At 65.7% G+C, this 25824-nt stretch carries 23 protein-coding genes; 11 read left to right on the forward strand and 12 right to left on the reverse strand.

What is annotated here, in order from left to right; all coding sequences use genetic code 11:
• Positions 1 to 37 precede the first annotated feature (37 nt).
• Genes hpaE through CXY74_RS06095 form a run of 3 tightly spaced genes read right to left on the reverse strand, consistent with a single transcriptional unit; the run spans position 38 to position 3735 of the window.
• Positions 38 to 1564, reverse strand: coding sequence for a 5-carboxymethyl-2-hydroxymuconate semialdehyde dehydrogenase (hpaE, locus tag CXY74_RS06085; protein WP_104199607.1), 1527 nt, complete (start codon positions 1562 to 1564; stop codon positions 38 to 40).
• 3 nt (positions 1565 to 1567) lie between these two features.
• Entirely contained in the window at positions 1568 to 2272 is a 705-nt protein-coding gene (locus CXY74_RS06090) for a GntR family transcriptional regulator (protein WP_370446132.1), read from the reverse strand.
• On the reverse strand, positions 2269 to 3735 hold the full coding sequence (locus tag CXY74_RS06095; RefSeq protein WP_104199609.1) for a fumarylacetoacetate hydrolase family protein: 1467 nt from the start codon (positions 3733 to 3735) through the stop codon (positions 2269 to 2271). Before CXY74_RS06095 ends, CXY74_RS06090 begins: the two co-directional genes overlap by 4 nt.
• Before the next feature lie 160 nt (positions 3736 to 3895).
• Here CXY74_RS06095 and CXY74_RS06100 point away from each other — a divergent pair, with 160 nt between their 5' ends.
• The 7 genes from CXY74_RS06100 to CXY74_RS17520 all read left to right on the forward strand — a co-directional run bounded on the left by CXY74_RS06100 (position 3896) and on the right by CXY74_RS17520 (position 11127).
• Complete coding sequence (locus CXY74_RS06100) at positions 3896 to 5377, forward strand: NAD-dependent succinate-semialdehyde dehydrogenase (protein WP_104199760.1); 1482 nt, start codon at positions 3896 to 3898, stop codon at positions 5375 to 5377.
• Between the two features lie 271 nt (positions 5378 to 5648).
• Positions 5649 to 6203: an RNA polymerase sigma factor gene (locus CXY74_RS06105; RefSeq protein WP_233193240.1), complete on the forward strand. Its 555-nt coding sequence runs from the start codon at positions 5649 to 5651 to the stop codon at positions 6201 to 6203.
• Positions 6204 to 6408: 205 nt separating this feature from the next.
• A complete protein-coding gene (locus CXY74_RS17905) occupies positions 6409 to 7719 on the forward strand; it encodes a DUF4397 domain-containing protein (protein ID WP_233193241.1) in 1311 nt (436 codons plus the stop codon).
• Between the two features lie 217 nt (positions 7720 to 7936).
• Positions 7937 to 8743: an RNA methyltransferase gene (locus tag CXY74_RS06115; RefSeq protein ID WP_104199611.1), complete on the forward strand. Its 807-nt coding sequence runs from the start codon at positions 7937 to 7939 to the stop codon at positions 8741 to 8743.
• Between the two features lie 51 nt (positions 8744 to 8794).
• A complete protein-coding gene (locus tag CXY74_RS06120; RefSeq protein ID WP_104199612.1) occupies positions 8795 to 9979 on the forward strand; it encodes a thiolase family protein in 1185 nt (394 codons plus the stop codon).
• A complete protein-coding gene (locus CXY74_RS06125) occupies positions 9979 to 10776 on the forward strand; it encodes a 3-hydroxyacyl-CoA dehydrogenase (RefSeq protein WP_104199613.1) in 798 nt (265 codons plus the stop codon). The genes CXY74_RS06120 and CXY74_RS06125 overlap by 1 nt, the downstream gene beginning before the upstream one ends.
• 189 nt (positions 10777 to 10965) lie before the next feature.
• The gene (locus tag CXY74_RS17520; protein WP_158252306.1) at positions 10966 to 11127 is read left to right on the forward strand and encodes a hypothetical protein; all 162 of its coding nucleotides are present in this window, start codon (positions 10966 to 10968) and stop codon (positions 11125 to 11127) included.
• Here CXY74_RS17520 and CXY74_RS06130 read toward each other — a convergent pair whose 3' ends face one another.
• Genes CXY74_RS06130 through CXY74_RS06140 form a run of 3 tightly spaced genes read right to left on the reverse strand, consistent with a single transcriptional unit; the run spans position 11128 to position 14629 of the window.
• Positions 11128 to 12162 (reverse strand): agmatine/peptidylarginine deiminase, encoded by a 1035-nt coding sequence (locus tag CXY74_RS06130; RefSeq protein WP_104199614.1) that lies wholly within the window; start codon positions 12160 to 12162, stop codon positions 11128 to 11130.
• On the reverse strand, positions 12159 to 13130 hold the full coding sequence (locus tag CXY74_RS06135; protein WP_104199615.1) for a nitrilase-related carbon-nitrogen hydrolase: 972 nt from the start codon (positions 13128 to 13130) through the stop codon (positions 12159 to 12161). The genes CXY74_RS06130 and CXY74_RS06135 overlap by 4 nt, the downstream gene beginning before the upstream one ends.
• 56 nt (positions 13131 to 13186) lie before the next feature.
• Entirely contained in the window at positions 13187 to 14629 is a 1443-nt protein-coding gene (locus tag CXY74_RS06140) for a helix-turn-helix domain-containing protein (RefSeq protein ID WP_104199616.1), read from the reverse strand.
• 180 nt (positions 14630 to 14809) lie between these two features.
• Between CXY74_RS06140 and CXY74_RS06145 the strand changes: the two genes are divergently transcribed.
• Entirely contained in the window at positions 14810 to 16660 is a 1851-nt protein-coding gene (locus tag CXY74_RS06145; RefSeq protein WP_104199617.1) for a phosphoenolpyruvate carboxykinase (GTP), read from the forward strand.
• Between the two features lie 125 nt (positions 16661 to 16785).
• On the opposite strand, the gene CXY74_RS06150 is transcribed toward CXY74_RS06145, so the two are convergent.
• Positions 16786 to 18636, reverse strand: a complete 1851-nt coding sequence (locus CXY74_RS06150) for an ABC transporter ATP-binding protein (protein WP_233193252.1) — start codon at positions 18634 to 18636, stop codon at positions 16786 to 16788.
• 190 nt (positions 18637 to 18826) lie between these two features.
• Between CXY74_RS06150 and CXY74_RS06155 the strand changes: the two genes are divergently transcribed.
• From CXY74_RS06155 to CXY74_RS06165, 3 genes are read left to right on the forward strand one after another with little or no spacing between them, the layout of a single operon-like run.
• Positions 18827 to 19783 carry an ABC transporter ATP-binding protein gene (locus CXY74_RS06155; RefSeq protein WP_104199619.1) on the forward strand — a complete coding sequence of 319 codons (957 nt, stop codon included), beginning with the start codon at positions 18827 to 18829 and terminating at the stop codon, positions 19781 to 19783.
• Positions 19780 to 20643, forward strand: coding sequence for an ABC transporter permease (locus tag CXY74_RS06160; protein WP_233193242.1), 864 nt, complete (start codon positions 19780 to 19782; stop codon positions 20641 to 20643). The genes CXY74_RS06155 and CXY74_RS06160 overlap by 4 nt, the downstream gene beginning before the upstream one ends.
• Positions 20640 to 21479, forward strand: coding sequence for an ABC transporter permease (locus tag CXY74_RS06165; protein ID WP_104199620.1), 840 nt, complete (start codon positions 20640 to 20642; stop codon positions 21477 to 21479). Before CXY74_RS06160 ends, CXY74_RS06165 begins: the two co-directional genes overlap by 4 nt.
• A 51-nt stretch (positions 21480 to 21530) precedes the next feature.
• Here the strand turns inward: CXY74_RS06165 and CXY74_RS06170 are convergent, their stop codons facing one another.
• The 5 genes from CXY74_RS06170 to CXY74_RS06190 form a co-directional block, all read right to left on the reverse strand.
• Positions 21531 to 22883 (reverse strand): MFS transporter, encoded by a 1353-nt coding sequence (locus CXY74_RS06170; protein ID WP_104199621.1) that lies wholly within the window; start codon positions 22881 to 22883, stop codon positions 21531 to 21533.
• 151 nt (positions 22884 to 23034) lie between these two features.
• The gene (locus CXY74_RS06175) at positions 23035 to 23391 is read right to left on the reverse strand and encodes a hypothetical protein (protein WP_104199622.1); all 357 of its coding nucleotides are present in this window, start codon (positions 23389 to 23391) and stop codon (positions 23035 to 23037) included.
• Between the two features lie 33 nt (positions 23392 to 23424).
• Positions 23425 to 23901 (reverse strand): 6,7-dimethyl-8-ribityllumazine synthase, encoded by a 477-nt coding sequence (gene ribH / locus CXY74_RS06180; RefSeq protein WP_104199623.1) that lies wholly within the window; start codon positions 23899 to 23901, stop codon positions 23425 to 23427.
• A complete protein-coding gene (gene ribA / locus CXY74_RS06185; protein ID WP_104199624.1) occupies positions 23901 to 25160 on the reverse strand; it encodes a GTP cyclohydrolase II in 1260 nt (419 codons plus the stop codon). The genes ribH and ribA overlap by 1 nt, the downstream gene beginning before the upstream one ends.
• A complete protein-coding gene (locus CXY74_RS06190) occupies positions 25157 to 25816 on the reverse strand; it encodes a riboflavin synthase (RefSeq protein ID WP_104199625.1) in 660 nt (219 codons plus the stop codon). The genes ribA and CXY74_RS06190 overlap by 4 nt, the downstream gene beginning before the upstream one ends.
• Between the last annotated feature and the right edge of the window lie 8 nt (positions 25817 to 25824).

Consider the following 25824-nt stretch of genomic DNA (forward strand, 5'->3'; position numbering starts at 1 on the left):
CGAATGGCTGGTGCCGATCCCTCCCGGCGGAGCGGGGCTAGTTGCCGCCGAAGCGGGGCGTGTGCACCGGGGCGAGCGTGATGTGCACGGCCTGCGAGTCGGTGTAGAAGTCGATCGATCGGTAGCCGCCCTCGTGGCCGAGGCCGGAGGCCTTGACTCCGCCGAACGGGGTGCGGAGATCCCGCACGTTGTGCGAGTTCAACCAGACCATCCCGGCATCAACGGACTGGGCGAAGTTGTGCGCGCGACTGAGATCGGTGGTCCAGATGTAGGCCGCCAACCCGTACTTCACACCATTAGCCAGGGCGAGGGCTTCGGCATCCGTATCGAAGGGGGTGATGGCCACGACCGGACCGAAGATCTCCTCCTGAAAGATGCGGGCAGTCGGGGCGACGTCGGCAAACACCGTGGGGGAGACGTAGTTGCCCTGTGCCAACCATTCGGGAAGCCCGGCCGGGCGACCGCCGCCGGCGAGCAGACGTCCCTCGGTCTTGCCGATCTCGACGTAGCTCAGGACCTTGGCGTAGTGCTCGGGGTGCACGAGCGCGCCGACTTCGGTCTTGGGGTCGTGCGGGTCGCCGACGACGATGTTCGCTGCGCGGGCCGCGTAGCGGGTGCAGAAGTCATCGTAGATGGAGCGCTCCACCAGGATGCGACTCGACGCGGTGCACCGCTCGCCATTCAGCGAGAACACGCCGAACAGGGTCGAGTCGATCGCGGCGTCGAGGTCGGCGTCGGCGAAGACGACCGCGGGTGACTTACCGCCGAGCTCCATGGACATGCCCTTGAGGTTCGCGGCGCAGTTGCGGTAAATGGTCTGGCCCGTGGTGGTTTCGCCGGTGAAGGAGATGAGCGGCACGTCGGGATGCTTGACCAGCGCGTCGCCGGCCTCCTCGCCGATGCCGTTGACCAGGTTGAACACGCCGTCGGGAACGCCCGCCGTGCGAAAGATCTCGGCCCAGAGGCTTGCTGACAGCGGCGTGAATTCGGCCGGTTTCAGCACGACGGTGCAGCCGGAGGCGAGCGCGGGCGCAAGTTTCCAGCTTTCGAGCATGAACGGGGTGTTCCACGGGGTGATCAGCCCGGCGACACCGACCGGCTTGCGGTTGACGTAGTTGATCTGCTTGCCGGGTACCTTGTAGGTGTCGTCGGCCTGCGCCACGATCAGGTCGGCGAAGAAGCGAAAGTTCTCGGCCGCCCGTTGCGCCTGGCCGAGCGCCTGTGTGATCGGCAGCCCGGTGTCGAAGGTTTCCAACTCGGCGAGCCGGGCATCCTGCGCCTCGACGGCGTCGGCGACGCGGTGCAGCACCCGGGCGCGGGCGCGGGGCAGCATGCGTGGCCACGGTCCGTTGTCGAAGGCGTCCTTCGCGGCCGCGACGGCCAGATCGATGTCTGCCTGCTGGCCGGCGGCCGCGGTGGCATAGGTCTGGTTGGACACCGGGTCGAGCACGTCAAACGTTTCGCCGCCGACGCTGTCGACGAATTCGCCACCGATGAAATGACGGATGCTGGTGGGCAGGTCGGCCGGTACGTAGTGTGCGCTCTGGACAGACGTCTGTGTCATCGCTCAGGCTTTCTTTCTCGGGGACGGGTCGGATACCGGCTGGGGGTGGTGCGACTTCTGGTACGCGAGGAAGGCATCCAGTGTGCCGGTGCGGTGGGCACGGGCGGTCAGCTCGAGCGTGAGCGCGTCGGCGCCCGACTCGATCAGCTGCAGCAGGTTGTCGTGCTCCGCTACGGAGTCGCGGGCGCGGCCGGGCACGAAGCTGAAGGTGGAGTCGCGCAGTACCTTCATGCGGTTCCAGCCGCGGTGCACCAGGTCAAGGATGTGCGGGTTTGGGCAGTTCTCGAACAGGATCGAGTGAAATTCGAGGTTGAGTGCGGTGAACCGGTGCGGGTTGAGGTCTTCGAGGGAGGCGGTCATGGCCTGGTTGACCGTGCGGGCGCGTTCGATGTCGGCGGTGGTGATGAACGGCGCCGACAGTGCCGTCGCGACGCCCTCGACGACGCTCAGCGTTTGCATCGTATAGAGATATTCGGTCTCTTCGAGCATGGCGACCTGCGCCCCGACGTTGCGTTCGAAGGTGATTAGCCCCTCCGCTTCGAGGCGACGGATCGCCTCGCGCACCGGTACGACGCTCACGCCCAGATCCTTACCGATCGCGCCCAGTACTAAACGGTAGCCCGGCGTGAAGGTTCCGTCGGAGATGCGCGACTTGATCCATTGGTAGGCGAGTTGGGACTTGCTCACGCCGATGGGCGGGAGTGTCACTGGGGCAACCATTTTTGGTACCGCCCTTTCCACGTGGCGTTCATCGGGTACAGCCCGTCGACGCCCTCGCCTGCGGCAACCATCTCGGCGATGAAGGTCTCCTCACGCTCCTGCTCGATCGCGTCGGTGACGACCTCCTCGATCACGTGCGGCGGAATCACGAGGACGCCGTCGGCGTCTCCCACGATCACATCGCCGGGTTGCACGGCCGCACCACCGCAGGCGATGGTGAGGTCCGTATCCCACGGCACGTGACGACGGCCGAGAACGGCCGGATGCGCGTTGGCGAAGTAGGTGGGCATCTCGAGGGCGGCCACAGCGGTCACGTCGCGCACCCCGCCATCCGTCACCAGACCAGCTGCGCCGTTGACCTGGGCGCGAAGGGCGAGGATGTCCCCGACCGTGCCGGTGCCGGTCTCTCCGCGGGCCTCGATCACGAGCACTTCATCGGGGCGGAGCGAATCGAAGGCGCGCTTTTGTGCGTTGTAGCCGCCGCCGTGAGCGATGAAGAGGTCCTCCCGGTTGGGAATGAATCTTAGGGTTCGGGCGAGCCCCACCAGGCGTTTGGTGGGGCGAGTGGACTGGAGTCCGTCGATCGAGACGTTGTTCAGGCCGCGTTTGCGCAGTTGAGAGCTGAGCGTGGCCGTTCCGACCGAGTTGATCTTCGCTTTGAGTTCGTCGGTCAGAACGCTGGCTGAGCTGGCCGAAGCTGGCAGCCCGGCCGCTTGGGATGAACCCCACGCCGCGGCCCGCTGCAGATCGTCGATCTTCGGGCTGGCGCCGTATTCGGCCATCGCGACCGTGCCGGCGACGACCGGGGTGACCAGCCGCCCGCTGCTCGGCGCGCCCGGCGCAGTCGGGGCATCCACTTCGACCTCGACCACGTCGCCGGGCTGCACCACGGAGGACCCAGCGGGGGTTCCGGTGAGAATCACGTCGCCCGGCTCGAGCGTCATCAGCTGGGAGAGATCGGCGACCAGGCGGCCGAACGGGAAAACCAGGTGCGCAGTGGTGTCTTCCTGCACCAACTCGCCGTTGACCCAGGTGCGCACCCGCAGGGCATCGGGTTCAACACCTCCGGCGTTGATCACGTTCGGACCGAGAGGGGTGAAGCCGTCTCCGCCCTTGGACTTTAGATTCGACCCCTTGTCGGCGTAGCGCAGATCGTAGACGCCGAAGTCGTTTGCGGCGGTGATGCCCGAGACGGCCGCCCAGCCCTGTTCCGGGCTCACTCGACGGACCCTGTGGCCAATGATCAGGGCGATCTCGCCCTCGAAGGCGAGCAATTCGGTGCCGGCCGGGCGTTCAATCGGGGTGCCGGACGCGCTCACCGAGGTGCCGGGCTTCAGAAAGTAGGAGGGCTGCTCCGGTACGCGGCCGCGCTGGGCAATGCGCGAGGGATAGTTGAGGTGCAGGGCGATCACCTTGCCGGGGGTGCCGGTGAATGAGGTGGGCTTCTGCATCGGACGTCCTCTCGCAGCGCTGCGTGTGTATTTGAAATAATATACGATCACGCGAAAGACGCAACCCCTCAGAAACACGAGCGCCCGCCGACGCTGACGGTGGGCGCCGTTAGGCTACTACCGTCAGATCGACGGGCAGACACAAGCAATGGGAGACGCAATGACAGTTGTTACCGACGCGCCAACGAACGAATCGGAGCTGCTCGCTCGAGTGCCGGGCCAGCTCTACATTAACGGGCAGTGGGTCGCTGCGACCGGCGGGCGCACCCTCGATGTCACCGACCCGGCCACCGGTCGTGTCATCAAGACCATCGCTGACGCGAGCGTGGCCGATGGTGCCGCCGCCCTCGACGCCGCCGACGCCGCCCAGGCCGGCTGGGCCGCGACTCCCGCCCGAGTGAGGGGCGAAATTCTGCGCCGCGCCTTCGACCTACTGCAGGAACGCAAACACGAGTTCGCGCTGCTCATGACCATCGAAATGGGCAAGCCGCTGCCCGAGGCGCTCGGCGAGGTCGCCTACGGCGGCGAGTTTTTGCGCTGGTTCAGCGAAGAAGCCGGGCGCATCAGTGGCCGTTACGGCGCCAACCCCGAGGGCACCGGTCGCATGATCGTCACCCAGCACCCGGTCGGTCCCTGCTTCTTGATCACCCCATGGAACTTTCCGCTGGCCATGGCGACGCGCAAGATCGCCCCGGCACTTGCCGCCGGCTGCACCGTTGTCGTCAAGCCGGCCGCGCTCACTCCGCTGACCACCCTGCACTTCGTGGCCCTGCTCGAAGAGGTCGGCCTGCCCGCCGGGGTTGTCAACGTCATCACGACATCAGAGTCCGGCGCGGTCTCCGAGCCGATCATCACCGATCCGCGCCTCCGCAAACTCAGTTTCACCGGGTCGACCGCGGTCGGCAAATCCCTTATCAAACTGTCCGCCGAGAATGTGCTGCGCACGTCGATGGAACTCGGTGGCAACGCCCCCTTCATCGTCTTCGCCGATGCCGACCTCGATCAGGCTGTTGATGGGGCCATCATCGCAAAGTTCCGCAACATCGGCCAGGCCTGCACTGCAGCTAACCGCTTCATCGTGCACGAGTCCGTCGCCGCCGAATTCACCCGCCGGATCACCGAAAAAGTCGAGGCGTTCCAGATCGGGCGTGGTACCGAGACCGGCATCACCATCGGCCCGCTCATCGACGGCACAGCCGTCGCCAAGGCCGATTCCCTCGTGAAGGACGCCCTCACCCGCGGTGCAACCCTGATAACCGGCGGCGCTGCAATTGAGCGCGAGGGCTCCTTCTACGCGCCCACCGTACTCAGCGATATCCAGCCGGGCAGCGACATTCTGCGCGATGAAATCTTCGGTCCGGTGCTCGCGATCAGCACCTTCACCGACGAAGCGGATGCTGTGCGCCTCGCCAACGACACCGAGTTCGGTCTGATCAGCTACGTGTACACGACCGACCTCGCCCGCGGCCAGCGCATGATCGACACGTTGCAGACCGGCATGATGGGCCTGAACACCGGCGTCGTCTCGAACGCGGCCGCACCGTTCGGCGGCGTGAAACAGTCCGGTCTGGGCCGCGAGGGAGGGCTCGAGGGTATCCAGGAATACCTATCGACAAAGTACACGCTCACGCCTGTTCCGTAACAAGGTGTTTTTAAGTGGCCGGTCAATCTGCGGCAGGGTGCATCCGTTTTGCTGTCCATAAGAGAAGTTAGGGAGTAACTAGTTCCCACCCCGGGAGGGTCACAGTACGCGGCGTCGGGCATGCTGCTGTGGCCCTCTTTTTGTGGCTGCGAAGTCCCGCCTGAGTTGAAGAAAACTCACTAAGCTGATGCGCGCGGGGGTTGATGCCCGAAGGGTTCGCCTCTCGCGCCCCTGCCCAGTTCGTGTTTTGACCCCAAGGACCCACCCCGACGTGAGTGCACCCACCGACGATGACGAGGCCGTGGCCCGTGCGTTTTGCGACGGCGACGAGCGCGCGTTGGCCGCAGCATACGCACGCTGGTCACCGCTGGTGTTCACGATCGCCGTACGTTCGCTCGCCAATGCGACCGATGCCGAAGACGTCACCCAGAAGGTGTTCATCGCGGCCTGGCGCGGGCGCGTGGGGTTCGACCCGGCCCGCTCCCGGCTGCCGGCCTGGCTGATCGGCATCGCCCGGCACATGATCGCGGACGCCCACGAGGTGCGCAGGCGACAGCGGCGGCTCGAGGAATCCCTTGCCGCAACCATCCCGCTGCAGCATTCCGATGACAGTGTTAGCGTCGTCAACCGGGTGCTGGTCGGCGACGAAATCAACCGCCTGGAGCCTGTGCCCCGCCAGGTGATGCGGCTGGCCTTTTTTCACGATCTCACCCAGGTGCAGATCGCCCGCATCCTCGGGCTGCCGCTCGGCACGGTCAAGAGCCACATGCGCCGCAGCCTGACGCGCTTACGCACCCGGTTGGAGGTGTCTGATGACTCTTATTGATGCCAGGCACATTACTGCGGACGACCTGCGCCTCCTGGCTCTCGCCGAACTCGATACGCGCGTGGCGGACCGCGCGCACCTCGCGGTGAGTTGCACGTGCGCGAGGGTCGGAAAACTTTCGGACTGCATCCAAAACCCGGTGGGGCAGAGAAGGTGTTAGCAGGGAGGCGAAGCCGCCTGCCGTAACGACCCAATGGAGGTAGCAATGCGCAAGTCCATCGCCGTCGGAATATCCGCCGGCCTCCTCGTCGCCCTCGCCGGGTTCGCGCCGGCACAGGCGGCCGTGCCCGCGGCGTCCGCGGCACCGGGCACCGCCTCGGTGTCGGTACTACACGCCATTCCCGGGCTGATCCTCGACATTTCGGTGGACGGCCGTGTCGTCGTCGACGACTTCACGCCGGGAACACTGCTCGGCCCGTTGAAACTTGCAGCCGGCACGCACACCGTCAAGATTTCTGCCATGGACCCCCTCGTGCTCGGTGGCAGCGCCAACGGTAAGCCGACGGTCGACATCGCACTCAGCGGCTCGACCACCGTGACCCTGACGGCTGGCCGCAGCTTCACGGCCGTCGCCCACCTGGGCGACACCGGTATTCCCACCGCCACCCTGTTCAACGATGACACCACGCCGCTGGCTGCCGGGCAGGGCCGTCTCACGGTGCGCCACGTTGCGGCTGCTCCCGCCGTCGACGTGCTCGCGAACGGTGCGGTGGCCGTCGCCAGCTTGACCAACCCGTCGGAGGCCATGCTCGACCTGCCGGTCGGCACGATCAGTGCCGTGGTCGCCGCCGCCGGAACCACGGCGCCGCTGCTCGGCCCGGCCGATGTCACGATCGCCCCGCGTACCAACACCATCGTGTACGCTTGGGGTAGCCTCGCCAAGGGAAACCTCGCCCTGTTCGTACAGACGGTACGCACTCGGGCCGCCGCGCCGGCATCCGTTTCGGTGCTGCACGCGATCCCCGGCGTCGTGGTTGACGTGTATGTCGACAATAAGCTGGTCATCGACGACTTCGAACCGGGCACCCTCACGAAGACGTTCCGTATTGCAGCCGGCAGCTACACCCTCGCCATCACCGCAGCGGATGCCGCCGACGCGAGTGCTCCTGTGATTGGACCGGTCGACCTCACGGTCGCATCCGGCCTGAACTACACGGCCGTAGCCCACCTCAGCGAGACCGGGGCTCCGACCGCCGCCTTGTTCACGAACGACACTTCCGCGCCCGGCGACGGCCAGGGCCGCCTGACCGTGCGCCACGTTGCTGCCGCCCCCGCCGTCGACGTGCTCGCCAACGGAACCCCGGCCATTTCTGGCCTGACCAACCCGAACGAGTCCGTGCTCGTGCTACCGGTCGGCACCATTTCAGCAGCGGTTGCCGCTGCCGGAACCACCGCGGCCCTCATCGGTCCCGCTGACGTCGACATCGCCTCGAGCACGAACACCATCGTGTACGCCTGGGGCAGCTTGGTCGACGGCACGCTCGCCCTGGCCGTGCAGTCGGTGCGCACGAAGTAGCTCCGTCTCCGCTGCGCCAGCTCGAGCCACCGTGGCGCATAACTCCTGCAATCCGCGGCGGGTGGCCGTTCGACCCCCGAAAATTCCGGGGGTCGAACGGCCTCGGCTGGCAAATTGCAGGAGTTATGCGCAGAATGGCGCGGGCCGATAGGGGCACGCGCCCGGGCGCGGGCCGGAGCCCGCTCGGGCCGCTCGGGCCGCTCGTTAGACTTTGCGGATGCCCCTGATCGCTATCGATGACCTGAGCGACCCACGACTGGTCGACTACGCCCACCTCACCGACGTGGCCTTGAAGAAAGCCCGCGGCACCGAACACGGGCTGTACATCGCCGAGTCAGCCCTCGTGCTCGAGCGGGCCCTGCGCGCGGGGCATGCTCCGCGATCGGTGCTCGCCCTCGGCAACACGGCCGACGAAGCACTCGCGGTGCTTGGCGACTACGCAGCCGAAATCCCGGTGTTCGTCGGTCCGGGCGAGCTGCTCGCCGATCTCACCGGTTATATTCTGCACCGCGGTGTAATTGCAGCGATGAACCGGCCAGAGCTGCCGCACGCCGATGCCTTGCTAGCCAGTGCGCGCCGCATCGTCATCCTCGAAAATGTGTCGGACCCGACCAACGTCGGCGCCATCTTTCGCTCGGCCGGCGCCATCGGGGCGGATGCGATTCTGGTCACGCCCCGCTGCTCCGACCCGTTCTACCGCCGGGCCATTCGCGTGTCGATGGGTACCGTGCTGCAGGTGCCGTGGACCCGGGTCGGCGACTGGACGGAGACCCGCGCGCTGCTCACCCGGCACGGGTTTCACGTGGCCGCCCTCGCCCTCACCCCCGACGCGGTCAGCCTGCGCGATTTCGATGGGACCGGGCAGGAGCACCTGGCCCTGCTGCTCGGCGCCGAGGGAGAGGGGCTCACGCCCGAGGCGCTCGCCGCATCGGACAGCGTCGTGCAGATTCCGATGAAGCACGGCATCGACTCGCTCAACGTGGCCGCGGCGAGTGCCGTCGCGATGTGGGCGCTGTCCCAGTAGCCGAACATCGCCTGCCCGCTGTTGTCGCCCCGGCGGGCCTAGGCTGGGGTCATGAGCAATGAAGCTGTCATCGTGGACGTTCTGCGCACCCCGTCGGGCCGGGGCAAACCCGGGGGAGCTCTCGATGGCATTCATCCGGCCGACCTTTTGGCCACCGTGCTGCGCGAACTAGTCAGCCGAAACAACCTCGATCCGGCGCTTGTTGACGACGTGATCGGCGGCTGCGTCAGCCAGGTCGGCGAGCAGAGCAACAACATCACCCGCACCGCTCTACTGAGCGCCGGGTTTCCCGACACCGTTCCCGGCACCACGATCGACCGTCAGTGCGGATCCAGCCAGCAAGCTACCGCCTTCGCCGCCCAGGCCGTCATGAGCGGCAGCGCTGACGTCGTCATCGCGTGCGGTGTCGAGTCGATGAGTCGCGTTCCGCTCGGGTCATCGGCCAGCTCCCAAGACCCATTTGGCACGCTCATGCATGAGCGCTTTCCCGACGGCCTGGTCAACCAGGGCGTCTCCGCCGAGCTCATCAACCAAAAATGGAACCTCGGCCGCGACGCCCTCGACAACTACGCGGCCCGCTCGCACCGCCGCGCAGCGGCGACGGCCGAACGGGGAGATTTCTCCGGCGAAATCGTGACCATCACCCGGCCGGACGGCAGCGTGGTCAGCGAGGACGAGACCATTCGCGCGGGCACGTCGCATGCCTCGCTGGTGGGCCTGCTGCCCGCCTTTCGCACCGATGCCCTCGCCGCCCGGTTTCCGAAGCTTGGCTGGCATGTCACGGCCGGCAACTCCTCGCCGCTGACCGACGGAGCCTCGGCGACCCTGATCATGAGCGCCAAGCGGGCCGACCAGCTCGGCCTCAACGCCCGCGCCCGCTTTCACAGTTTCACCGTGGTGGGAAGTGACCCGCTGCTCATGCTGACCGGCGTGATTCCGGCGACCCAGCGCATCCTCTCGCGGGCCGGCCTGAGTATCGACGACATTGACGCGTATGAGATCAACGAGGCCTTCGCGAGCGTGCCGCTGGCGTGGCTGCACGAGCTCCACGCCGACCCCGATTGCCTCAACCCGCGTGGCGGCGCCATCGCCCTGGGCCACGCGCTCGGTTCCTCGGGCACCCGCCTGCTGGGGACCCTGCTCAACCACCTCGAAATGACCGGTGGTCGGTGGGGCCTGCAGGCCATGTGCGAGGGCGGCGGCATGGCCAACGCCACCCTGATCGAGAGGCTCTGATGCGCGCCGTCAATGTGCTCAGTAGCGGATGCTCCGCCCTCATCACCGGAGGCGCCTCCGGCCTCGGCCTGGCCTGCGTTCGCACCCTGCACGAAGCCGGGGCATCCGTGGTGTTGCTGGATCTGCCCGGCGCTCCCGGCGAGGAGATCGCCGCCTCCCTTGGCGACCGGGCCCGGTTCGTCGCCGGCGATGTGACGAGCGCCGGCGATGTGCAGACCGCCGTCGACGCCGCGGTGGCCCAGGGGCCACTGCGCATCGTGGTCAATTGCGCCGGCATCGCGCCCGGCGCTCGCACGGTCGGCCGCGATGGGCCGCTGCCGCTCGAAGACTTTGAACGCGCCATTCGCATCAACCTCGTGGGTACGTTCAACGTCGTGCGACTGGCCGCCGCGGCGATGCAGCGCACCGAACCCGTCGGTGACCCGGACTGCCAGGGCGGCGCCGAACGCGGCGTCATCGTCAACACGGCATCGGTCGCCGCGTTCGACGGGCAGATCGGGCAGGCGGCCTACGCTGCCTCCAAGGGGGGCGTCGCCGCGATGACCCTTCCGCTGGCCCGCGAGTTCGCGCAAAGCCTGATTCGGGTCATGTCGATTGCGCCCGGAATCTTCGACACTCCCATGCTGCAGGGGCTGCCGCAGCCGGTGCGGGACTCCCTGGGCGCCCAGGTGCCGCATCCGTCCCGACTCGGGGACCCCGACGAATTTGCATTCCTAGTGCGGCATATCATCGAAAATCCCATGCTCAACGGAGAAACCATCCGTCTCGACGGGGCGATTCGGATGCAGCCGAAGTAGTCATTGGCTGCCTGGCCGCCCTCGGTCGCCCGCAGCCAGATAGTCGCGACCGGGACTACTGAGCGTTGAGAGTCGTAGTATCGACACACTGGGGGGGTACCAATCGGTCTGGTCGAAGCCGCGAGGATATCCGGGTCGAACCGGGGCTCGCAAACCGTCGTGGAACCTACGGTTCGCCAAAAATTGCCGATGGTGGGCTGGAGAATGCTCTACATCGGCCTGCTGGTTTTCGGCGTCCAGCTCGTGCACAACGAGTTGGGTGATTCGGCTTATCTGATTGTCGGGATCGTTCCCGTTCTGCCGCTCATCTTCGCCCTGTGGCGCAACGGGCGTCGGCCGTCTGACGCCTGATCAGGCCGGCAGCGGCGCAGACGGCTGCTGCTGGGTGATGCAATGGATGCCACCGCCGCGCGCGAACAACGTCCGCGCGTCGACCGACACCACTCGCCGCCCCGGGTAGGCCGCTGCGAGCACATCGCGGGCGGCGGCATCGGCTCGCTCCTCGCCGAAACTGCAGGCAAGGACGCCGCCGTTGATCGCGAGATGGTTCACATAGTTGTAGTCCACGAACCCGTCATCGTCGCGCAGAACGGCGGGTGCCGGCAGATCGATGATCGTGAAGGGCCGCCCGGCCGCGTCGTGCTCGTCAGCCAGCAGCGTGCGGAATTCGCGGGTAAGCGCGTAGTCCGGATGCCCCGGATCATTCTGCGCGTGCAGCAGAATCGTTCCTGGCGACGGGATCGTTGCGACCATGTCGATGTGCCCGCGGGTGCCGAACCGCGCCTGGTCGCGGGTAAGACCACGCGGCAGCCAAACCACGTGCTCGGCACCGATCGTGCGCCGCAATTCCGCCTCGACCGAGGCGCGTGTGGCGCCCGGGTTGCGTGCGGGGTCGAGCTGCACGCTCTTCGTCGCCAGCACGGTCCCCGCGCCGTCGGTGTGGATTCCGCCGCCCTCGTTCACGAGGGGGGACGAGACGACCGTCGCCCCGGCGGCATCCGCTACGAAACGGCCGATCGAGGCATCTTTGTTCCAGCTGGCCCAGTCCTGGGCGCCCCAGCCGTTGAAGACCCAGTCGATGGCGCCGAGGTGTCCTGCGTCATCGTGCACGAAGCTCGGGCCGATATCGCGCATCCAGCTGTCGTTCAGGTCGGCTTCGACAACGTCGATGCCGCTACCCAGATAGCGGGCGGCGTCGGCGCGGGTCGTTGGGTCGACGACCATCGTCACCGGCTCAAAGTCAGCCACGGCATGCGCGACGGCGGCCCAGGCGCTTCGCGCCTCGTGGGCCGATTTTGCGCTGTCGCCGAGGGTGTAGCCGGCCGCCGGAAACGCCATCCAGACCCGGTCCTGCTGCGCGGTTTCGGCCGGCATCCGCCAGGTCATACGACCGGCCCGCCAAACGGATGCGCTGGGTCGACGGCCGCCGTCAGCCGCGCATAACTGTCGGGGCGGCGGGTGGCCAGAAACGGGAACAGGGAGAGCCACTCCGCGCGCTGTGCCAGGTCGAGATCTGCCACGAGTGCCACGGACTCGCCGCGCGGCGCCTCGACGAGCACCCGTCCGAACGGGTCGGAGATGAACGACGAACCGTAGAAGGTGAGGTCGCCCTCGGTGCCGTGCCGGTTCGGCACGACCATGAAAAGTCCGCTCGTGATGCCGTTCGCCACGATGACCTGCTGCCAGATCGGCTGGGTGTCGAAGTTCGGAAAGAGGGGTTCGGATCCGATCGCGGTGGGATAGGCCAGAATCTCGGCTCCGCCGAGCCCGTACAGGCGGGAGACCTCGGGAAACCACTCGTCCCAGCAGGTCGGCAGGCCGAGGCGTGCGCCCGCCACGGAGTAGACCGGGTAGGCGTCCTCGGCGGGCCCCGGCCGAAAGTAGGTGTCTTCGTAGTACCCGGCGGTGACCGGAATGTGGGTTTTACGGGTTCGGCCGAGCAGTTCGCCGGTCGGCGACACCAGGATGGCCGTGTTGTAGCTGCGCGGATCGTCGGGGGCATCGGTGGAAGACGGCTGTTCACAGAGTGACGCGTGCACGATGACGTTGTGCAGCCGGGCCTGGTCGGCCGCGAAGGCGAAGGTCGGGCCGTCCCGGAGCGGCTCGGCATCTGCTTTGGGAATTCCGGTGGCACGCACGTTTCCGGGGTACTTGCTGAGGGTGAGTTCGGGCAGAAAGACGATGCGGGCACCGGCCTCGGCGGCCAGGCGGATGCCGGTGGCCAGCTCCGTCTGCAGCGTCGCCTCGTCGGCGTGCCAGCGATGCTGCACGAGGCCGACGCGCAGAGGGAGGCGGTCGGGCGCCTGCACCCGCGTGGGCGAGGATGGGTTCGACGGGGCCGCAATCAGACGCATGCTGTTCTCCAGAGATTCTGAGCGATCAACTACCGGCCTCATACTATAGAGTGCCGCTACTTTGCCGCGTGTGCCTCGAGGAACGCATACACCTCGGAGTCGTCAACGCCCGGAAAAGTTCCAGACGGCAACGGCGACAACACGTGCGCGTGCAGCCGGGCGCTCGGCCAGGCCCGCCCAGCCCAGCGGGCGGCGGCATCCGAATCAGGCCGACGGCAGCACGACTCGTCCGGGCAACGCGATACCGTACGCTGCGTGGTCTCCCGCCCACGAAACCACTTGGCCTGCGCAAACGGAACGCCGACGCTGATGGAGAACTCACCGGCATCCGTTGACCCGGTCTGCGTCGCCGACCAGTACGTACCGGCCGGGGTGTCGGTGTATTGATAGAACTCGGTGGTGCGGTTGGTGTGCGTGAAGGCGCTGCGGGCGCTCCACTGCTTGCAGACGTACTGGCCCTCGATCGACCCGGTGACGTCCACCGGAAACGGCAGGTCGTCGTTCTCGTACCCCTTTTGCAGGGCGCCGTCGCCGTTGACCCGCAGAAAATGCAGCGTCATGTCGAGGTGCGACGTGGCGAGGTTGGTCAACCGCAACGCCGCTGCCTCATGGGTCACGCCGAAGGCGTCGCGAAAGTCTTCCACGGCCAACTCCCGCTCCTGCTTGGCATGTGCAAGAAAGGCAACGGACGCCTCGCGCGGCATCAAACACGCCGCCGCGAAGTAGTTGATCTCGAGTCGCTGCCAGAGGAACTCGGCGTAGCTGACGGGTCGTTCGTGCCCGAGCAGCCGATGGCCCATCGCCTGCAACGCCATCGAACGCAGGCCGTGCCCGCCGGGAATCGAGGCCGGCGGCAGGTAGATGCGACCATTGGCGAGGTCGGTGACCGACCGGGTGGAGCCCGGCAGGTCATTCACATAGATCAGGCTGAAGCCGAGCTGATCGGCCATGACGCTGACCTCGCGGTGGGTGAGGGCACCCGAGATATGCCCGCTGGCGCGCACCCGCTCCTCCACGAGTTTTTCGATCTCGGGCATGTAATTGCCCTGCTCGCGCATCCGTTCGCGCAATTCGGTATTGGCACGCCGCGCTTCCTCCGGTGTCGCGATCGCTTCGCTGGCCCGGCGCGACAGCTCGCGGTGCAGGCCGAGAAGCGACTCGATAGCCGGTAACGGCATCCCCTTCGTGACTTTGACCATTGGCAGTCCCAGCGCCTTGTAGAGCGGATTTTTCTGGGCCCGATCCAGTTCGATCTCCAGCGCCGCACGGTTATTGGGCGCTTCCCGGCGCAGCAGCTCGGCCAGGTCGACCGACAACGCGGTCGCGAGGTCCTGCAGGGTCGACAGTTTCGGTTCGCGGCGGCCATTCTCGATCAGGGACAGCTGGCTGCCAGCGAGGCGCACCCGCTCACCGAGTTGGTCGAGGGTCAGACCGCGCTCGCCGCGAAAATGGCGGATGCGATGGCCGAGGGTGATCAGATCGGAAGCTTGAGGCGACATTCCTTAACGATATCTAAAGAATGATGATTCTTAACTTGCAATATCGCGGTTTCTCATCTGGAAAGGGTCCATTCTAAAGTTATAGCCAAAAAATTCTGGCCGTACGCAACGTCAGGCACGCAACGCAGCCCGGCGTTCCACAACTTTGCACCTACCCGAGCAGTACAGAAAGGCCAGACGATGACCCTCACCAACTCTTCCCGCCAGAGCACCGGGGACGCCGACCCGAGTCGCACGGGTAGCACCGACCCCAACCTGCAGGCCTGGGTCGACGAGATTGCGCGCCTGACCGAACCCGACGCGATCGTCTGGTGCGACGGCTCCAAGCGCGAGGCCAATGACCTGTCCAAACTGCTCGTCGCCTCCGGCCAGCTCATCCGGCTGAACCCGGAATGGCGCCCCAACAGCTTTCTTGCTCGCACCAATCCGAAGGACGTCGCCCGCGTCGAGAACCGCACCTTCATCTGCTCCAACGATGAAGCGGATGCTGGCCCCACCAACAACTGGGCCGAACCGTCCGCCATGCGCGCCGAACTGCGCGGAGTCTTCGCCGGCTGCATGCGCGGTCGCACCATGTACATTGTGCCGTTCTCGATGGGCCCGCTTGGCGGTCCTATTTCGCAGCTCGGCGTCGAGATCACCGACTCTCCCTACGTCGTCCTCAACATGGGCATCATGACGCGCATGGGTGAGACCGTGCTGACCATGATCGAAGCCGGCGAACCGTGGGTGCACACCGTGCACAGCGTCGGCTACCCGCTCGTCGACCAGTCGGGCATCACTCGCCCCGAGGTGGAGTGGCCCTGCAACGACGACAAGTACATCGTGCAGTTTCCCGACACCCGCGAGGTCTGGTCTTACGGTTCCGGCTACGGTGGAAACGCTTTGCTGTCGAAGAAGTCCTTCGCTCTGCGCATCGCATCGGTCATGGGCCGTGACGAGGGCTGGCTCGCCGAGCACATGCTGCTCATCAAGCTGATCTCACCCGAGGGTGGCGTGTTCCACATGGCGGCCGCTTTCCCGTCGGCCTGCGGCAAGACGAACCTGTCGATGCTGCGTCCGACCATCCCCGGTTGGACGGTCGAGACCATCGGCGACGACATCGCCTGGCTGCGCCAGGGCGAAGATGGTCGCTTGTGGGCGATCAATCCAGAGGCCGGTTTCTTCGGTGTCGCCCCCGGCACCGGTGAAACCACCAATCCGACCGCCGTCTCCACCATGTGGGGCAACACCATCTTCACCAACGTCGCACTGCGCGACGATGGCGACGTCTGGTGGGAAGGCCTCACCGATAAAGCTCCCGACCACCTGATCGACTGGCAGGGCAAGGACTGGACCCCCGACTCCGGCCGCACCGCCGCCCACCCGAACTCGCGCTTCACCGTTGCGGCCGCCCAGTGCCCATCGATCGCTGACGACTGGGAAGCCGCCGGTGGTGTACCGATCGACGCCATCGTGTTCGGCGGCCGCCGGGCGACCAACGTTCCGCTGGTCGCGCAGGCTCGCAGCTGGAAACACGGCGTCTTCATGGGAGCCACCATTTCGTCCGAGAAGACCGCAGCTGCTGACGGCATCGTTGGCGAGCTGCGCCGCGACCCGTTCGCGATGCTCCCGTTCTGTGGCTACAACATGGCCGACTACTGGGGCCACTGGCTCAAGGTCGGCAAGGAACTCGGCACTAACGCCCCGGCGATCTTTCAGGTCAACTGGTTCCGCAAGGGCCCGGACGGCGCTTTCATCTGGCCCGGTTTCGGCGAGAACTCGCGGGTTCTCGAATGGATGATTCGCCGCATCCAGGGCACCGCCGACGCCGTTGATACCCCGATCGGTCTGCTTCCGGCCGAGGACGGCCTGAATCTCGACGGTCTCGACCTGTCGAAGGAAGCCGTCGACCAGTTGTTCGCGATCGACCAGAACAGCTGGCTCGCCGAGTGTGACCTCACCGAGGAATACTTCGATAAGTTCGGTGACAAGGTCCCGCCGGCGCTCCGGGCCGAGCTCGCGAGCGTGCGGTACCACCTGAAGGACTAGTTTCTGCAGCAGCAATGGCCCTGTCGCCTCACGCGGCGGGGCCATTCGCGTGCTTTCAGTCCGACTCCGGTGGCTGAGACGAGCCGATGTCGGTTTGAGGCACCCGGCCGGCGAGGAGGGGCTGGCTAGACCAGAAGCTGGTGCTTGGCGAGATCCCGGTACAGGGGTGTTGAGACGACGAGTTCGGAGTGGGTGCCGACGCCGACGACCTGGCCATGGTCGAGCACCACGATCTGGTCGCTGTCGACGACGGTCGACAAACGGTGCGCGATGACGATGAGCGTGCGGTCGGCCGCAACGGCATCGATGGCTTCGCGCATCATCTGCTCATTTTTGCCGTCGAGGCTCGACGTCGACTCGTCGAGCAGCAGAATCGGTGGCGCCGCCAGCAATGCCCGCGCAATCGCGAGTCGCTGGCGTTCGCCACCGGAGAGCTTGACTCCCGATTCCCCGACCGCAGCGCCGAGCCCTGCAGGATCGCGCTCGAGCACCTCGCCGAGATTGACGGCATGAAGCACGGCGATGCACTCGTCATCGGTGGCGTCGGGAGTCGCCAAAGTGAGGTTGTCCCGCAGCGATCCGGCCAGTACCGGGGCGTCCTGTTCTACATAGCCGATCTGGGCGCGCAGCGCGGTGCGGTCCAGTGAGCGGATGTCCAGCCCGCCGAGTCGCACGGTGCCATCCGTGACGTCGTAGAACCGCTCGATCAGGGCGAGAATCGTGCTCTTGCCGGCGCCGCTGGGCCCGACGAGCGCCGTGCGCAGGCCGCGCGGTGCGTTGAACGAGACTCCCTTGAGCACGGGACGGGGTTTTGTGGAGGCGGAAGTATCGGTCGGGGACGCCGGGACTGCATCATCGGGGGCAGCGGCAGGGCCACCCAGACCGGCGGCATCCGTGGCCTCGGTGCTGCCCGGGTTGGACTCGACCGGGGCGACCGAGTAGCCGAAGTGCACATTCTCGAAGCTGATTGCAGCGGCATCGGGACGAACCTTTTCGTTCGCGGCACCAACGGTCATGGCGAGCGGGGCGATGTCGCGATCGAACTGGTCCTCAGCGGGCAGATCGATGATTTCCTGGATGCGGCCCAGAGCGCCGAGCGCGGAATTGACCGAGGTGATCGCGCCGAAGAACTGCCCGAGCGGCATGATCATCATGAAAAGAAAGAGAATGAACGCGACCAGATCAGCAATGGTGATGGCGTCGCTCGCGACGCGAAAACCGCCGACGCCGAGCACGACGAGGAACGACACCTGCAGGGCAATCCCGGCGATCGGTACGACGAGGGCGCTGATCTTGGCGACTTTGATACCCATCCGCCAGGCACCGCGGGCGTCCTCGTCGATCACGGCGACTTCACGTTCGGTGGCATTGGCGGCACGAACGGTGCGGATGGCGCTGATCGCCCGTTCGACGCTGGCCGCAAGGTCGCCGACCTTGACCTGGGCTGCCGTGCTCGCAGTGCGGATGCGACGCGACAGCAGGATGACGGTGACCACCGACACCGCGATGACGAGCACGGTCAGTCCGAGCAGCACCGGGTCGATGATGAGCATGGCCACGAGAGCGCCGATGAAAGTGAGTGATCCGCCGATAGCTTCGACCAGGCCCTGGGTGAGCACCGCGCGCAGCAGGGTGGTGTCGCTGCCGACGCGGGAGACGAGGTCTCCGGTGCGACGCGCGTCGAACTCGCTGATCGGCAGGCGCAGCAGACGCCCGACCAGTTTGCGGCGGCTCGAGAGCACAACCCCCTCACCGGTGCGCTGCAACAGGTAGTGCTGGTAGCCGCTGATCAGGCCCGAAATGACTACGAGGGCGATCAGTACGCCGACGAGGGATCCGAGCGGATCGTTAGCCTGCACGATCGTGATGACCTGGCTGACGAGCAGAGGCTGGGCCAGGCTTGCGGCAGCGCCGAGCACGCTCAGTACGATGACGACGCTGAGCACCTTTTTGTGCTCGAACAGGTAGGGCAGCAACTGGCTGAACGTCGCCCTCGGCCCGGTGGGGGCGGGACGGCCGCGACGGCCGCGCGACGGCTTGGCTGCGTTTGGTAAAGGGGGGTCAGCGGAGGTTTCGGGCGCACGGCTAGCGGTAGTCACTCGTAAATCTTAACCGTCCCAGATGCGAACCATCCCCACTGGAGTGGGGGCGGTCTAGGTTAGAACTGTGCCAGCGCCTGTCATTGCTACCCAGAATCTCGTCAAGAGTTATCCGGTCAAAAACTCCAAGGATTTCGTCGCCGTCGACGGCATCAGTTTTGAGGTCGCGCCGGGGGAGTCCTTCGGGCTGCTCGGCCCCAATGGCGCGGGCAAGTCCACGACGATGCGCATGATCGGTGCGGTCTCCACCCGCACGAGCGGTGACCTTGACGTGCTCGGCCTCGACCCGAACCGGTATGGTCCCGAGATTCGCTCGCAGCTCGGCGTCGTGCCGCAGGAGAACAACCTCGACCTGGAACTGAAGGTGCGCGAGAACCTGCTGGTCTACGGCCGCTACTTCGGGCTGCCACGCGCCCGTGTCGCCCGCCGCGCCGATGAACTGCTCGAATTCGCCCAGCTCGCCGACAAGGCCGGTGCCAAGGTCGATGATCTCTCTGGCGGCATGAAACGCCGCCTCACCATCGCCAGGGCCCTCATCAACGACCCGCGCATCCTGCTGCTCGACGAACCGACGACCGGCCTCGACCCGCAGGCGCGTCACATTCTGTGGGACCGTCTATTTCGCCTCAAGGAGCAGGGCACGACGCTGCTTCTCACCACCCATTACATGGACGAGGCTGAACAACTCTGCGACCGCCTCGTCGTGGTCGATAAGGGTCGCATCATGGCCGAGGGTTCCCCGGCTGATCTCATTCGACGCTATTCCTCCCGTGAAGTACTCGAAGTGCGCTTCGGTTCCACCCAGAATGCTGAGGTCGCCGACCGCATCCAAAGCTTTGGCGGCAGTGGTTTCGGCGAGCGTGTCGATGTGCTGCCCGACCGCATTCTGGTCTACAGCGAGAGCGGCGAAAACGAATTAGAGCGGATGACCGCTGCCGGCCTCCACCCGATCACCAGCCTTGTGCGTCGCTCCAGCCTGGAAGACGTGTTCCTGCGGCTCACCGGCCGAAACCTGATCGAGTGAGCGGCCCCACGAACGACATCAGCGACGACATGCGCTCTCAGACGCTGGCGGCGGCCGTCGCAGCCGCAGCGCGCACCCGGCGTTACGGCTCCTGGTACGTGGCCGAGCACCGGTTTCGGGTCATGCGGTCGTACGCCCAGACCGTGCTCTTCACCGCGGTCGGCAGCCCGCTCGTCTACCTCTACGCGATGGGCGTGGGCCTGGCCAGCCTCGTGGACAACAATCTTGGGGATGACGCCGTCACCGGGGTGAGTTACCTCGCTTTTTTGGCGCCGGCGCTGCTTGCGAGCAGCGCGATTGCCGTAGCCTCTGAGGAGTTCACCTACCCGATCATGCTCGGCTTCAAGTGGAACCCTACCTTTTTCGGTATGAATGCGAGCTCCATCCAGCCCGGCCAGATCATCAACGGCATCATCATCTCGGTCGCGGTACGCATGCTCGTCACCTGCACTATTTTCTACGTCTTCATGCTAGTCTTCGGGGCGGTGCCCGGCCGGCTTGGGTTTGTCGCCGTGCCGGTGGCGCTTGTGACCGGGCTGGCCTTCGGGGCGCTGGTGATGGCCTACACGGCCACCCTGAAGGACGACACCGGGCAGCTGGCCATGGTGCAACGCTTCGTGATTTTGCCGATGACCCTGTTTTCGGGCACGTTCTTTCCGCTGGACGTGCTGCCGCCGTATCTGCAGTGGATTGGCTGGATCTCCCCGCTCTGGCACGGCACGGAGCTTTCTCGCGTCTTTGCGTACGGCCTGTCGGAGCCGATCTGGCTCAGCCTGGTGCACGTGCTCTACCTGGCCGCCCTGCTGGCCATCGGCTGGGTCTGGGCCCGCCGCCTCGCGACCAGACGGCTGAACACATGACCGGGCCGCAGCTGTCTCCATCGACCGTAGCGGTATCCGCTGCCCCGCCGCGCCGGCTTGGCAGTCTGTATGCCGGCAACGCGCGCAGTGTGATGGCGCGCGGCTGGCGGGCCACGCGCAGCACCAACTCGCTCGTGGTGCTCAGCGGGTTCGTCGAGCCCATCTTCTACCTGCTATCGATGGGCCTCGGCCTCGGAGCCCTGGTCGGCCAGGTGCAGACCGCTGACGGCACTCAGATGCCCTACGCGGCGTTCATCGCCCCGGCCCTGCTCGCCGTCGCCGCGATGAACGGCGCGATCTACGACTCGACCTGGAACGTGTTCTTCAAGATGCAGTTCGCCAAACTCTACGAGGGCATGCTGTCCACGTCGCTCGGCCCGCTCGACGTTGCCCTTGGTGAGATCTCGCTCGCCCTGCTCCGCGGGATGCTCTACGCCACCGGATTCTTGCTCGTCATGCAGGCGCTGGGGCTCAATCTGTCGTGGTGGGCACTGCTCGCGTTGCCCGCGGTGCTCCTGATCGCGTTCGGTTTCGCGAGCGTGGGCATGGCGGTCACGAGCTACATGAAGACGTTCCAGCAGATGGACTGGATCAACCTGGTGTTGCTGCCGATGTTTCTGTTCTCGGCCACGTTCTACCCCCTCAGCGTCTATCCGCAGGGCATCCAATACGTGATCCAGGCACTTCCGCTCTGGCACGGTGTCGAGCTCGTACGTGGCCTGACTACCGGGCAGATCGACCCCGGAATGCTCTGGCATGTGCTGTACTACGCCGTGATGATCGTGATCGGCCTGGTCGTCACCACTCGCCGCCTCAAGGCCCTCTTCTTGAACTGAAGCCCCCCCCCCCTCGCAATCGCGAGAGGGGGGATGCTGTGCGGCGACAACCTAGCGGTGCAGGTCGAGATCCTTCGTTTCGCGGCTGAGGACCAGCGCGATCAGGGTGATGACAGCCATGACCGAGAGATAGATGCCGACCCAGAACGGGCTTCCCGCACCGAGGGTCCACAGCCAGATAGCGATGAATGGGGCGACGGCTGCGCCGAGAATTGAACTCATGTTGTAGGCGAAGGCTGAGCCGGTATAGCGCACGCTGGTCGGGAACAGCTCGGGCAGGAGCGCGCCCATCGGGCCGAAGGTCATGCCCATCAGCGAGAAGCCGACGATGAGGAACAGCATCACGCCGGGAAAGCCCGCGCCGAGCAGTGGTACGAACAATAGGCCGAACACGATGATGAACAACGTCACGATGATGAGCGTCTTACGTCGTCCGTGCTTGTCCGCCCAGGGTCCAGAGGCCAGCGTGAAGATTCCGAAGAACACCACACCGAGAATCATCATGAGAATGAAGTTGTTATAGCTGAAGCCAAGGCCGGGAACCGGGGCATCCGTTGCGGCCCGGCCGTAGCCGAGCGTGAACGTAGTCATGAGGTAGAACAGCACGTAGGTCGCGAGCATGATGAACGTTCCGAGGATCAGTTCGCGCCAGTTGGACTTGAATACCGCCGCGAGCGGCAGCTTCTCGACCCGGTCTGCCTTGACGACCTTGGTGAAGACTTCACTCTCCACCAGTCGCAGACGCACCCAGAGTCCGATGATGACCATAACGGCCGAGAATAGGAACGGGATGCGCCAGGCCCACTCGAGGAACGCCTCGGACGGACGGGTCGGGTCGGTCGACGGCAGGGCGAGGGCAAGGCCGAGGAACAGGCCGTTGGCGATGATGAAGCCGAGCGGCGCGCCGACCTGCGGGAAGGTACCGTACCAGGCGCGCTTGCCTGCGGGTGCGTTCTCGGTCGCGACGAGTGCTGCGCCGCTCCACTCGCCGCCGAGAGCGAAGCCCTGGGCGAGGCGCAGGAGGACGAGCATGAACGGCGCCCACCAGCCGATCATGTCGTAGGTCGGCAGCAGGCCGATCAGAAAGGTCGCGATGCCCATCGTGAGCAACGCGCCGACCAGGGTAGCCTTGCGTCCTTTACGGTCACCGAAGTGACCGAAGAACAGCGCCCCAATCGGGCGGGCGACCATGGCGGCGCCGAACACGGCGAAAGAGGCGAGCAGGGCGGTGGTCTCGTTGCCCGTCGGAAAGAACAGGTGCGGAAAAACGAGCACGGCCGCGGTCGCGTAGACGTAGAAATCGTAGAACTCGATGGTCGTGCCGATGAGGCTCGCCATGATGACGCGGCTCTTCGGGTTGAGAGGCGTGGTCGGCGTCGAAACTGACGCTGTGGATGTTGACATGGGGGTGGAACGCTCCGGAAGGTGGCTGGGCGCCGACGAAACCCGCAAGTCGATCTGACTTCCCGCGGAAGCGTTTACGCACGAATAGTGGTGTGGCCTCGTGTAGGGGTCACACCGCAGTTTACCCGGGGGCAATCGGCTCGGAGACCGGTTACTTCCAGAGCACCGCGATCACGACGTTGGCGAAGGTTAGGGCGCCGATGGCCCACAGTACGAGGGACGACACGGTCGGCTTCGTGCGATTCACGATCACGAGCACGGTGATAACGATGAGCACCAGCAGCTTGATGCCGATTTTGGTGTTGTCGATGTGGCCGAGCGAGCCCATCTCGATGACGCCGACGAGCAGCAAACCGGTGACCAGTTGAGTCAATGCGCCGTGGAACATCGCGGTGACAATCGTGCCCTTGCCGGCAATGATCGGCTTGATCTGCACGAGGAAGCCACCAAGCAGCGAGGCCAAACCGACGAAGTGCAGAATGAGCAGAATGTTGCGTAGAAGGTCCATGCGTTCAGCCTAGGCACTCACACGCGGCCCCAATTACCCGATGTGCCCGCGTAGCTCCCGCAGCACCAGCGCGGTGGCCAGAGCGGCGGATGCCGCCTCCGCGCCCTTGTCTTCCTTCGAACCGGGTAGTCCGGCCCGGTCGAGGCCCTGTTGCTCATCGTCCAGGGTCAGCACCCCAAAGCCAACCGGTTTGCCGGCGTCGAGCGCGACGCGGGTGAGGCCATCCGTTGCCGCATTCGACACGAAGTCGAAGTGGGGAGTGCCGCCGCGAATAATCACACCGAGGGCGATGACAGCATCGGCACCGCTGTCCAGGGCGACCTTGCAGGTGACGGGCAGTTCGAAGCTGCCCGGTACCCGCACGAGCGAGAACTCGGCGTTGCTCGCTTCGAGTACCCGGATCGCACCGGCGATGAGACCGTCGGTGATCGCGTCGTGCCAAAGACCTGCCACGATGACCACTCGCAGGCCTGCGGCGTCAACCGAGATTGTGGGTCCTGTTCCAGCCATTAGGCGATTCCATTCATGATTTCGATGTTGGAGATATGGTGCCCCATGCGGTCACGTTTGGTAGCAACATACTTTTCATTGAACTCCCCGATGCCGACGATAAGCGGTACGCGCTCAGTTACGGTGATGCCGTGCAGCTCGAGCTGGCGCACTTTTTCGGGATTGTTGGTCAGCAGCCGTACCTCGCGCAGTCCCAGATCGTGCAGAATGCCCGTGGCCGCGCCATAGTCGCGGCTGTCACCGGGCAGACCCAGCGCCAGGTTGGCATCAAGGGTGTCCAGGCCGTCTTCCTGCAGCGCATAGGCCCGCAGCTTGTTGATAAGGCCGATTCCGCGCCCTTCCTGGCCGCGCAGGTAGACGACCACGCCGCCCTCCGCCTGGATGATGTCGAGCGAAGCGCTCAGCTGCGGTCCGCACTCACACTTGAGCGAGCCGAACGCTTCGCCGGTGAGGCACTCGGAGTGCACCCGCACGATGGCGCCGTCGACCGGCGTGCCCGCCACGAGAGCGACGTGGTCGGCACCGGTCGAGCGGTCCCGGTAGGCGCGTATCCGGAAAGTGCCGTGCCGGGTGGGCACCGTGGTCTCCACCTCGAAGTCGACCCGTGGCGCCTCGGTGAGCGGGGCGATTGTCGGTAGTGGTTCATTCGGATGGAACTCATTGAGGTAGCTGATCAGGTCTTTGATTGTGATGACGAGCAGGCCTTCGCGCTCGCCGAGTTCGAGCAGGCCGGGGAGGCGCATCATCTCACCGTCTTCGCCGACGATCTCGGCGATGGCTGCGACTGGAACCAGACCGGCCAGTTTCATCAGATCGACACCGGCTTCGGTATGGCCGCCACGCTCCCTCACACCGCCGTCTCTGGCGCGCAGGGGCAGGATGTGGCCGGGGCGGTGCAGGCTCGCCGGTGCCGACGCGGGGTCGGCGAGCACACGCAGGGTGTGGGCTCGGTCGGCAGCGCTGATCCCGGTCGACAGTCGGTCGGCGGCGTCGACGCTTACCGTGTAATTGGTGCCGAGCGGATCTTCGTTGTTCACGACCATCACCGGCAGATCGAGCTGGTCGGCGAGCTCATTGGTCATCGGAGCACAGATGAACCCGGAGGAGTAACGCACGGTCCAGGCGATCCATTCCTGGGTGGCGAGCTGGGCCGAGATGATGACGTCGCCCTCGTTTTCGCGGCCCTCGTCGTCGGCGACGATGACCGGTCGGCCGAGGCGTAGGGCGTCCAGTGCGGCAGGAATATCGGCGAGGTTCATGATGCGCTCCTTGGTGCGGTTGCGTGCTGGGGTTCCGGGGTTTTTGCGGCGGCGCTGAGGGCCAACATTCGCTCAACGTGGCGGGCCAGAATGTCGGTCTCGATGTTGACGAGGTCGCCGACCCGGCGCTCGCCGAGCGTTGTGGCGGCGAGGGTCTCGGGGATGAGGGACACCTCGAACCACTGGGTCGCGTCGGTGGCCGGGCTGATGTTGCTCACCGTCAGTGAGACGCCGTCGATTGCGATCGAGCCCTTATCGACGACGAGCTTGGCAAGCTGGGGGTAGAGGCTGAATCGCAGCACCCGCCAGGCTTCGCCCGGCGTGACGGCGAGCACGGTGCTTGTGCCGTCGATGTGGCCCTGCACGATGTGACCGCCGAGGCGCCCGCCGACGAGCGCTGCGCGTTCGAGGTTGACCGGGAAACCGACGCGGGCCTCGGACAGTGTCGACATGTGCAGGGTCTGTGCCATCACGTCGGCGGTGAAAGTCGAGGCGGTGCGCTCGACCACGGTAAGACAGACTCCCGAGACGGCGATCGAGTCGCCGTGACCGGCGCCTTCGATCACGAGCGGGCCGCGGATGGTGAAGCGAGCAGCATCCACTGTGGTCTCGATGCGCTCGATCTGGCCGAGTTCCTCGATTATTCCGGTGAACATGGGGTTCC

Origin of the sequence: Cryobacterium sp. Y29 (assembly GCF_002929825.1) — a bacterium.
In the GTDB taxonomy this organism is placed as follows: Bacteria; Actinomycetota; Actinomycetes; order Actinomycetales; family Microbacteriaceae; genus Cryobacterium.

Excerpts from the sequence above, each read along its gene's own strand:
- CXY74_RS06125 (WP_104199613.1), top strand. The coding sequence starts at position 9,979 with ATGCGCGCCGTCAATGTGCTCAGTAGCGGATGCTCCGCCCTCATCACC.
- CXY74_RS06140 (WP_104199616.1), bottom strand. The coding sequence starts at position 14,629 with ATGTCGCCTCAAGCTTCCGATCTGATCACCCTCGGCCATCGCATCCGC.
- ribA (WP_104199624.1), bottom strand. The coding sequence starts at position 25,160 with ATGAACCTCGCCGATATTCCTGCCGCACTGGACGCCCTACGCCTCGGC.
- CXY74_RS06130 (WP_104199614.1), bottom strand. The coding sequence starts at position 12,162 with ATGACCTGGCGGATGCCGGCCGAAACCGCGCAGCAGGACCGGGTCTGG.
- CXY74_RS06100 (WP_104199760.1), top strand. The coding sequence starts at position 3,896 with ATGACAGTTGTTACCGACGCGCCAACGAACGAATCGGAGCTGCTCGCT.
- CXY74_RS06120 (WP_104199612.1), top strand. The coding sequence starts at position 8,795 with ATGAGCAATGAAGCTGTCATCGTGGACGTTCTGCGCACCCCGTCGGGC.
- CXY74_RS06175 (WP_104199622.1), bottom strand. The coding sequence starts at position 23,391 with ATGGACCTTCTACGCAACATTCTGCTCATTCTGCACTTCGTCGGTTTG.
- CXY74_RS06165 (WP_104199620.1), top strand. The coding sequence starts at position 20,640 with ATGACCGGGCCGCAGCTGTCTCCATCGACCGTAGCGGTATCCGCTGCC.
- CXY74_RS06135 (WP_104199615.1), bottom strand. The coding sequence starts at position 13,130 with ATGCGTCTGATTGCGGCCCCGTCGAACCCATCCTCGCCCACGCGGGTG.
- hpaE (WP_104199607.1), bottom strand. The coding sequence starts at position 1,564 with ATGACACAGACGTCTGTCCAGAGCGCACACTACGTACCGGCCGACCTG.
- CXY74_RS06115 (WP_104199611.1), top strand. The coding sequence starts at position 7,937 with ATGCCCCTGATCGCTATCGATGACCTGAGCGACCCACGACTGGTCGAC.
- CXY74_RS17905 (WP_233193241.1), top strand. The coding sequence starts at position 6,409 with ATGCGCAAGTCCATCGCCGTCGGAATATCCGCCGGCCTCCTCGTCGCC.
- CXY74_RS06170 (WP_104199621.1), bottom strand. The coding sequence starts at position 22,883 with ATGTCAACATCCACAGCGTCAGTTTCGACGCCGACCACGCCTCTCAAC.
- CXY74_RS17520 (WP_158252306.1), top strand. The coding sequence starts at position 10,966 with ATGGTGGGCTGGAGAATGCTCTACATCGGCCTGCTGGTTTTCGGCGTC.
- ribH (WP_104199623.1), bottom strand. The coding sequence starts at position 23,901 with ATGGCTGGAACAGGACCCACAATCTCGGTTGACGCCGCAGGCCTGCGA.
- CXY74_RS06145 (WP_104199617.1), top strand. The coding sequence starts at position 14,810 with ATGACCCTCACCAACTCTTCCCGCCAGAGCACCGGGGACGCCGACCCG.
- CXY74_RS06190 (WP_104199625.1), bottom strand. The coding sequence starts at position 25,816 with ATGTTCACCGGAATAATCGAGGAACTCGGCCAGATCGAGCGCATCGAG.
- CXY74_RS06095 (WP_104199609.1), bottom strand. The coding sequence starts at position 3,735 with ATGCAGAAGCCCACCTCATTCACCGGCACCCCCGGCAAGGTGATCGCC.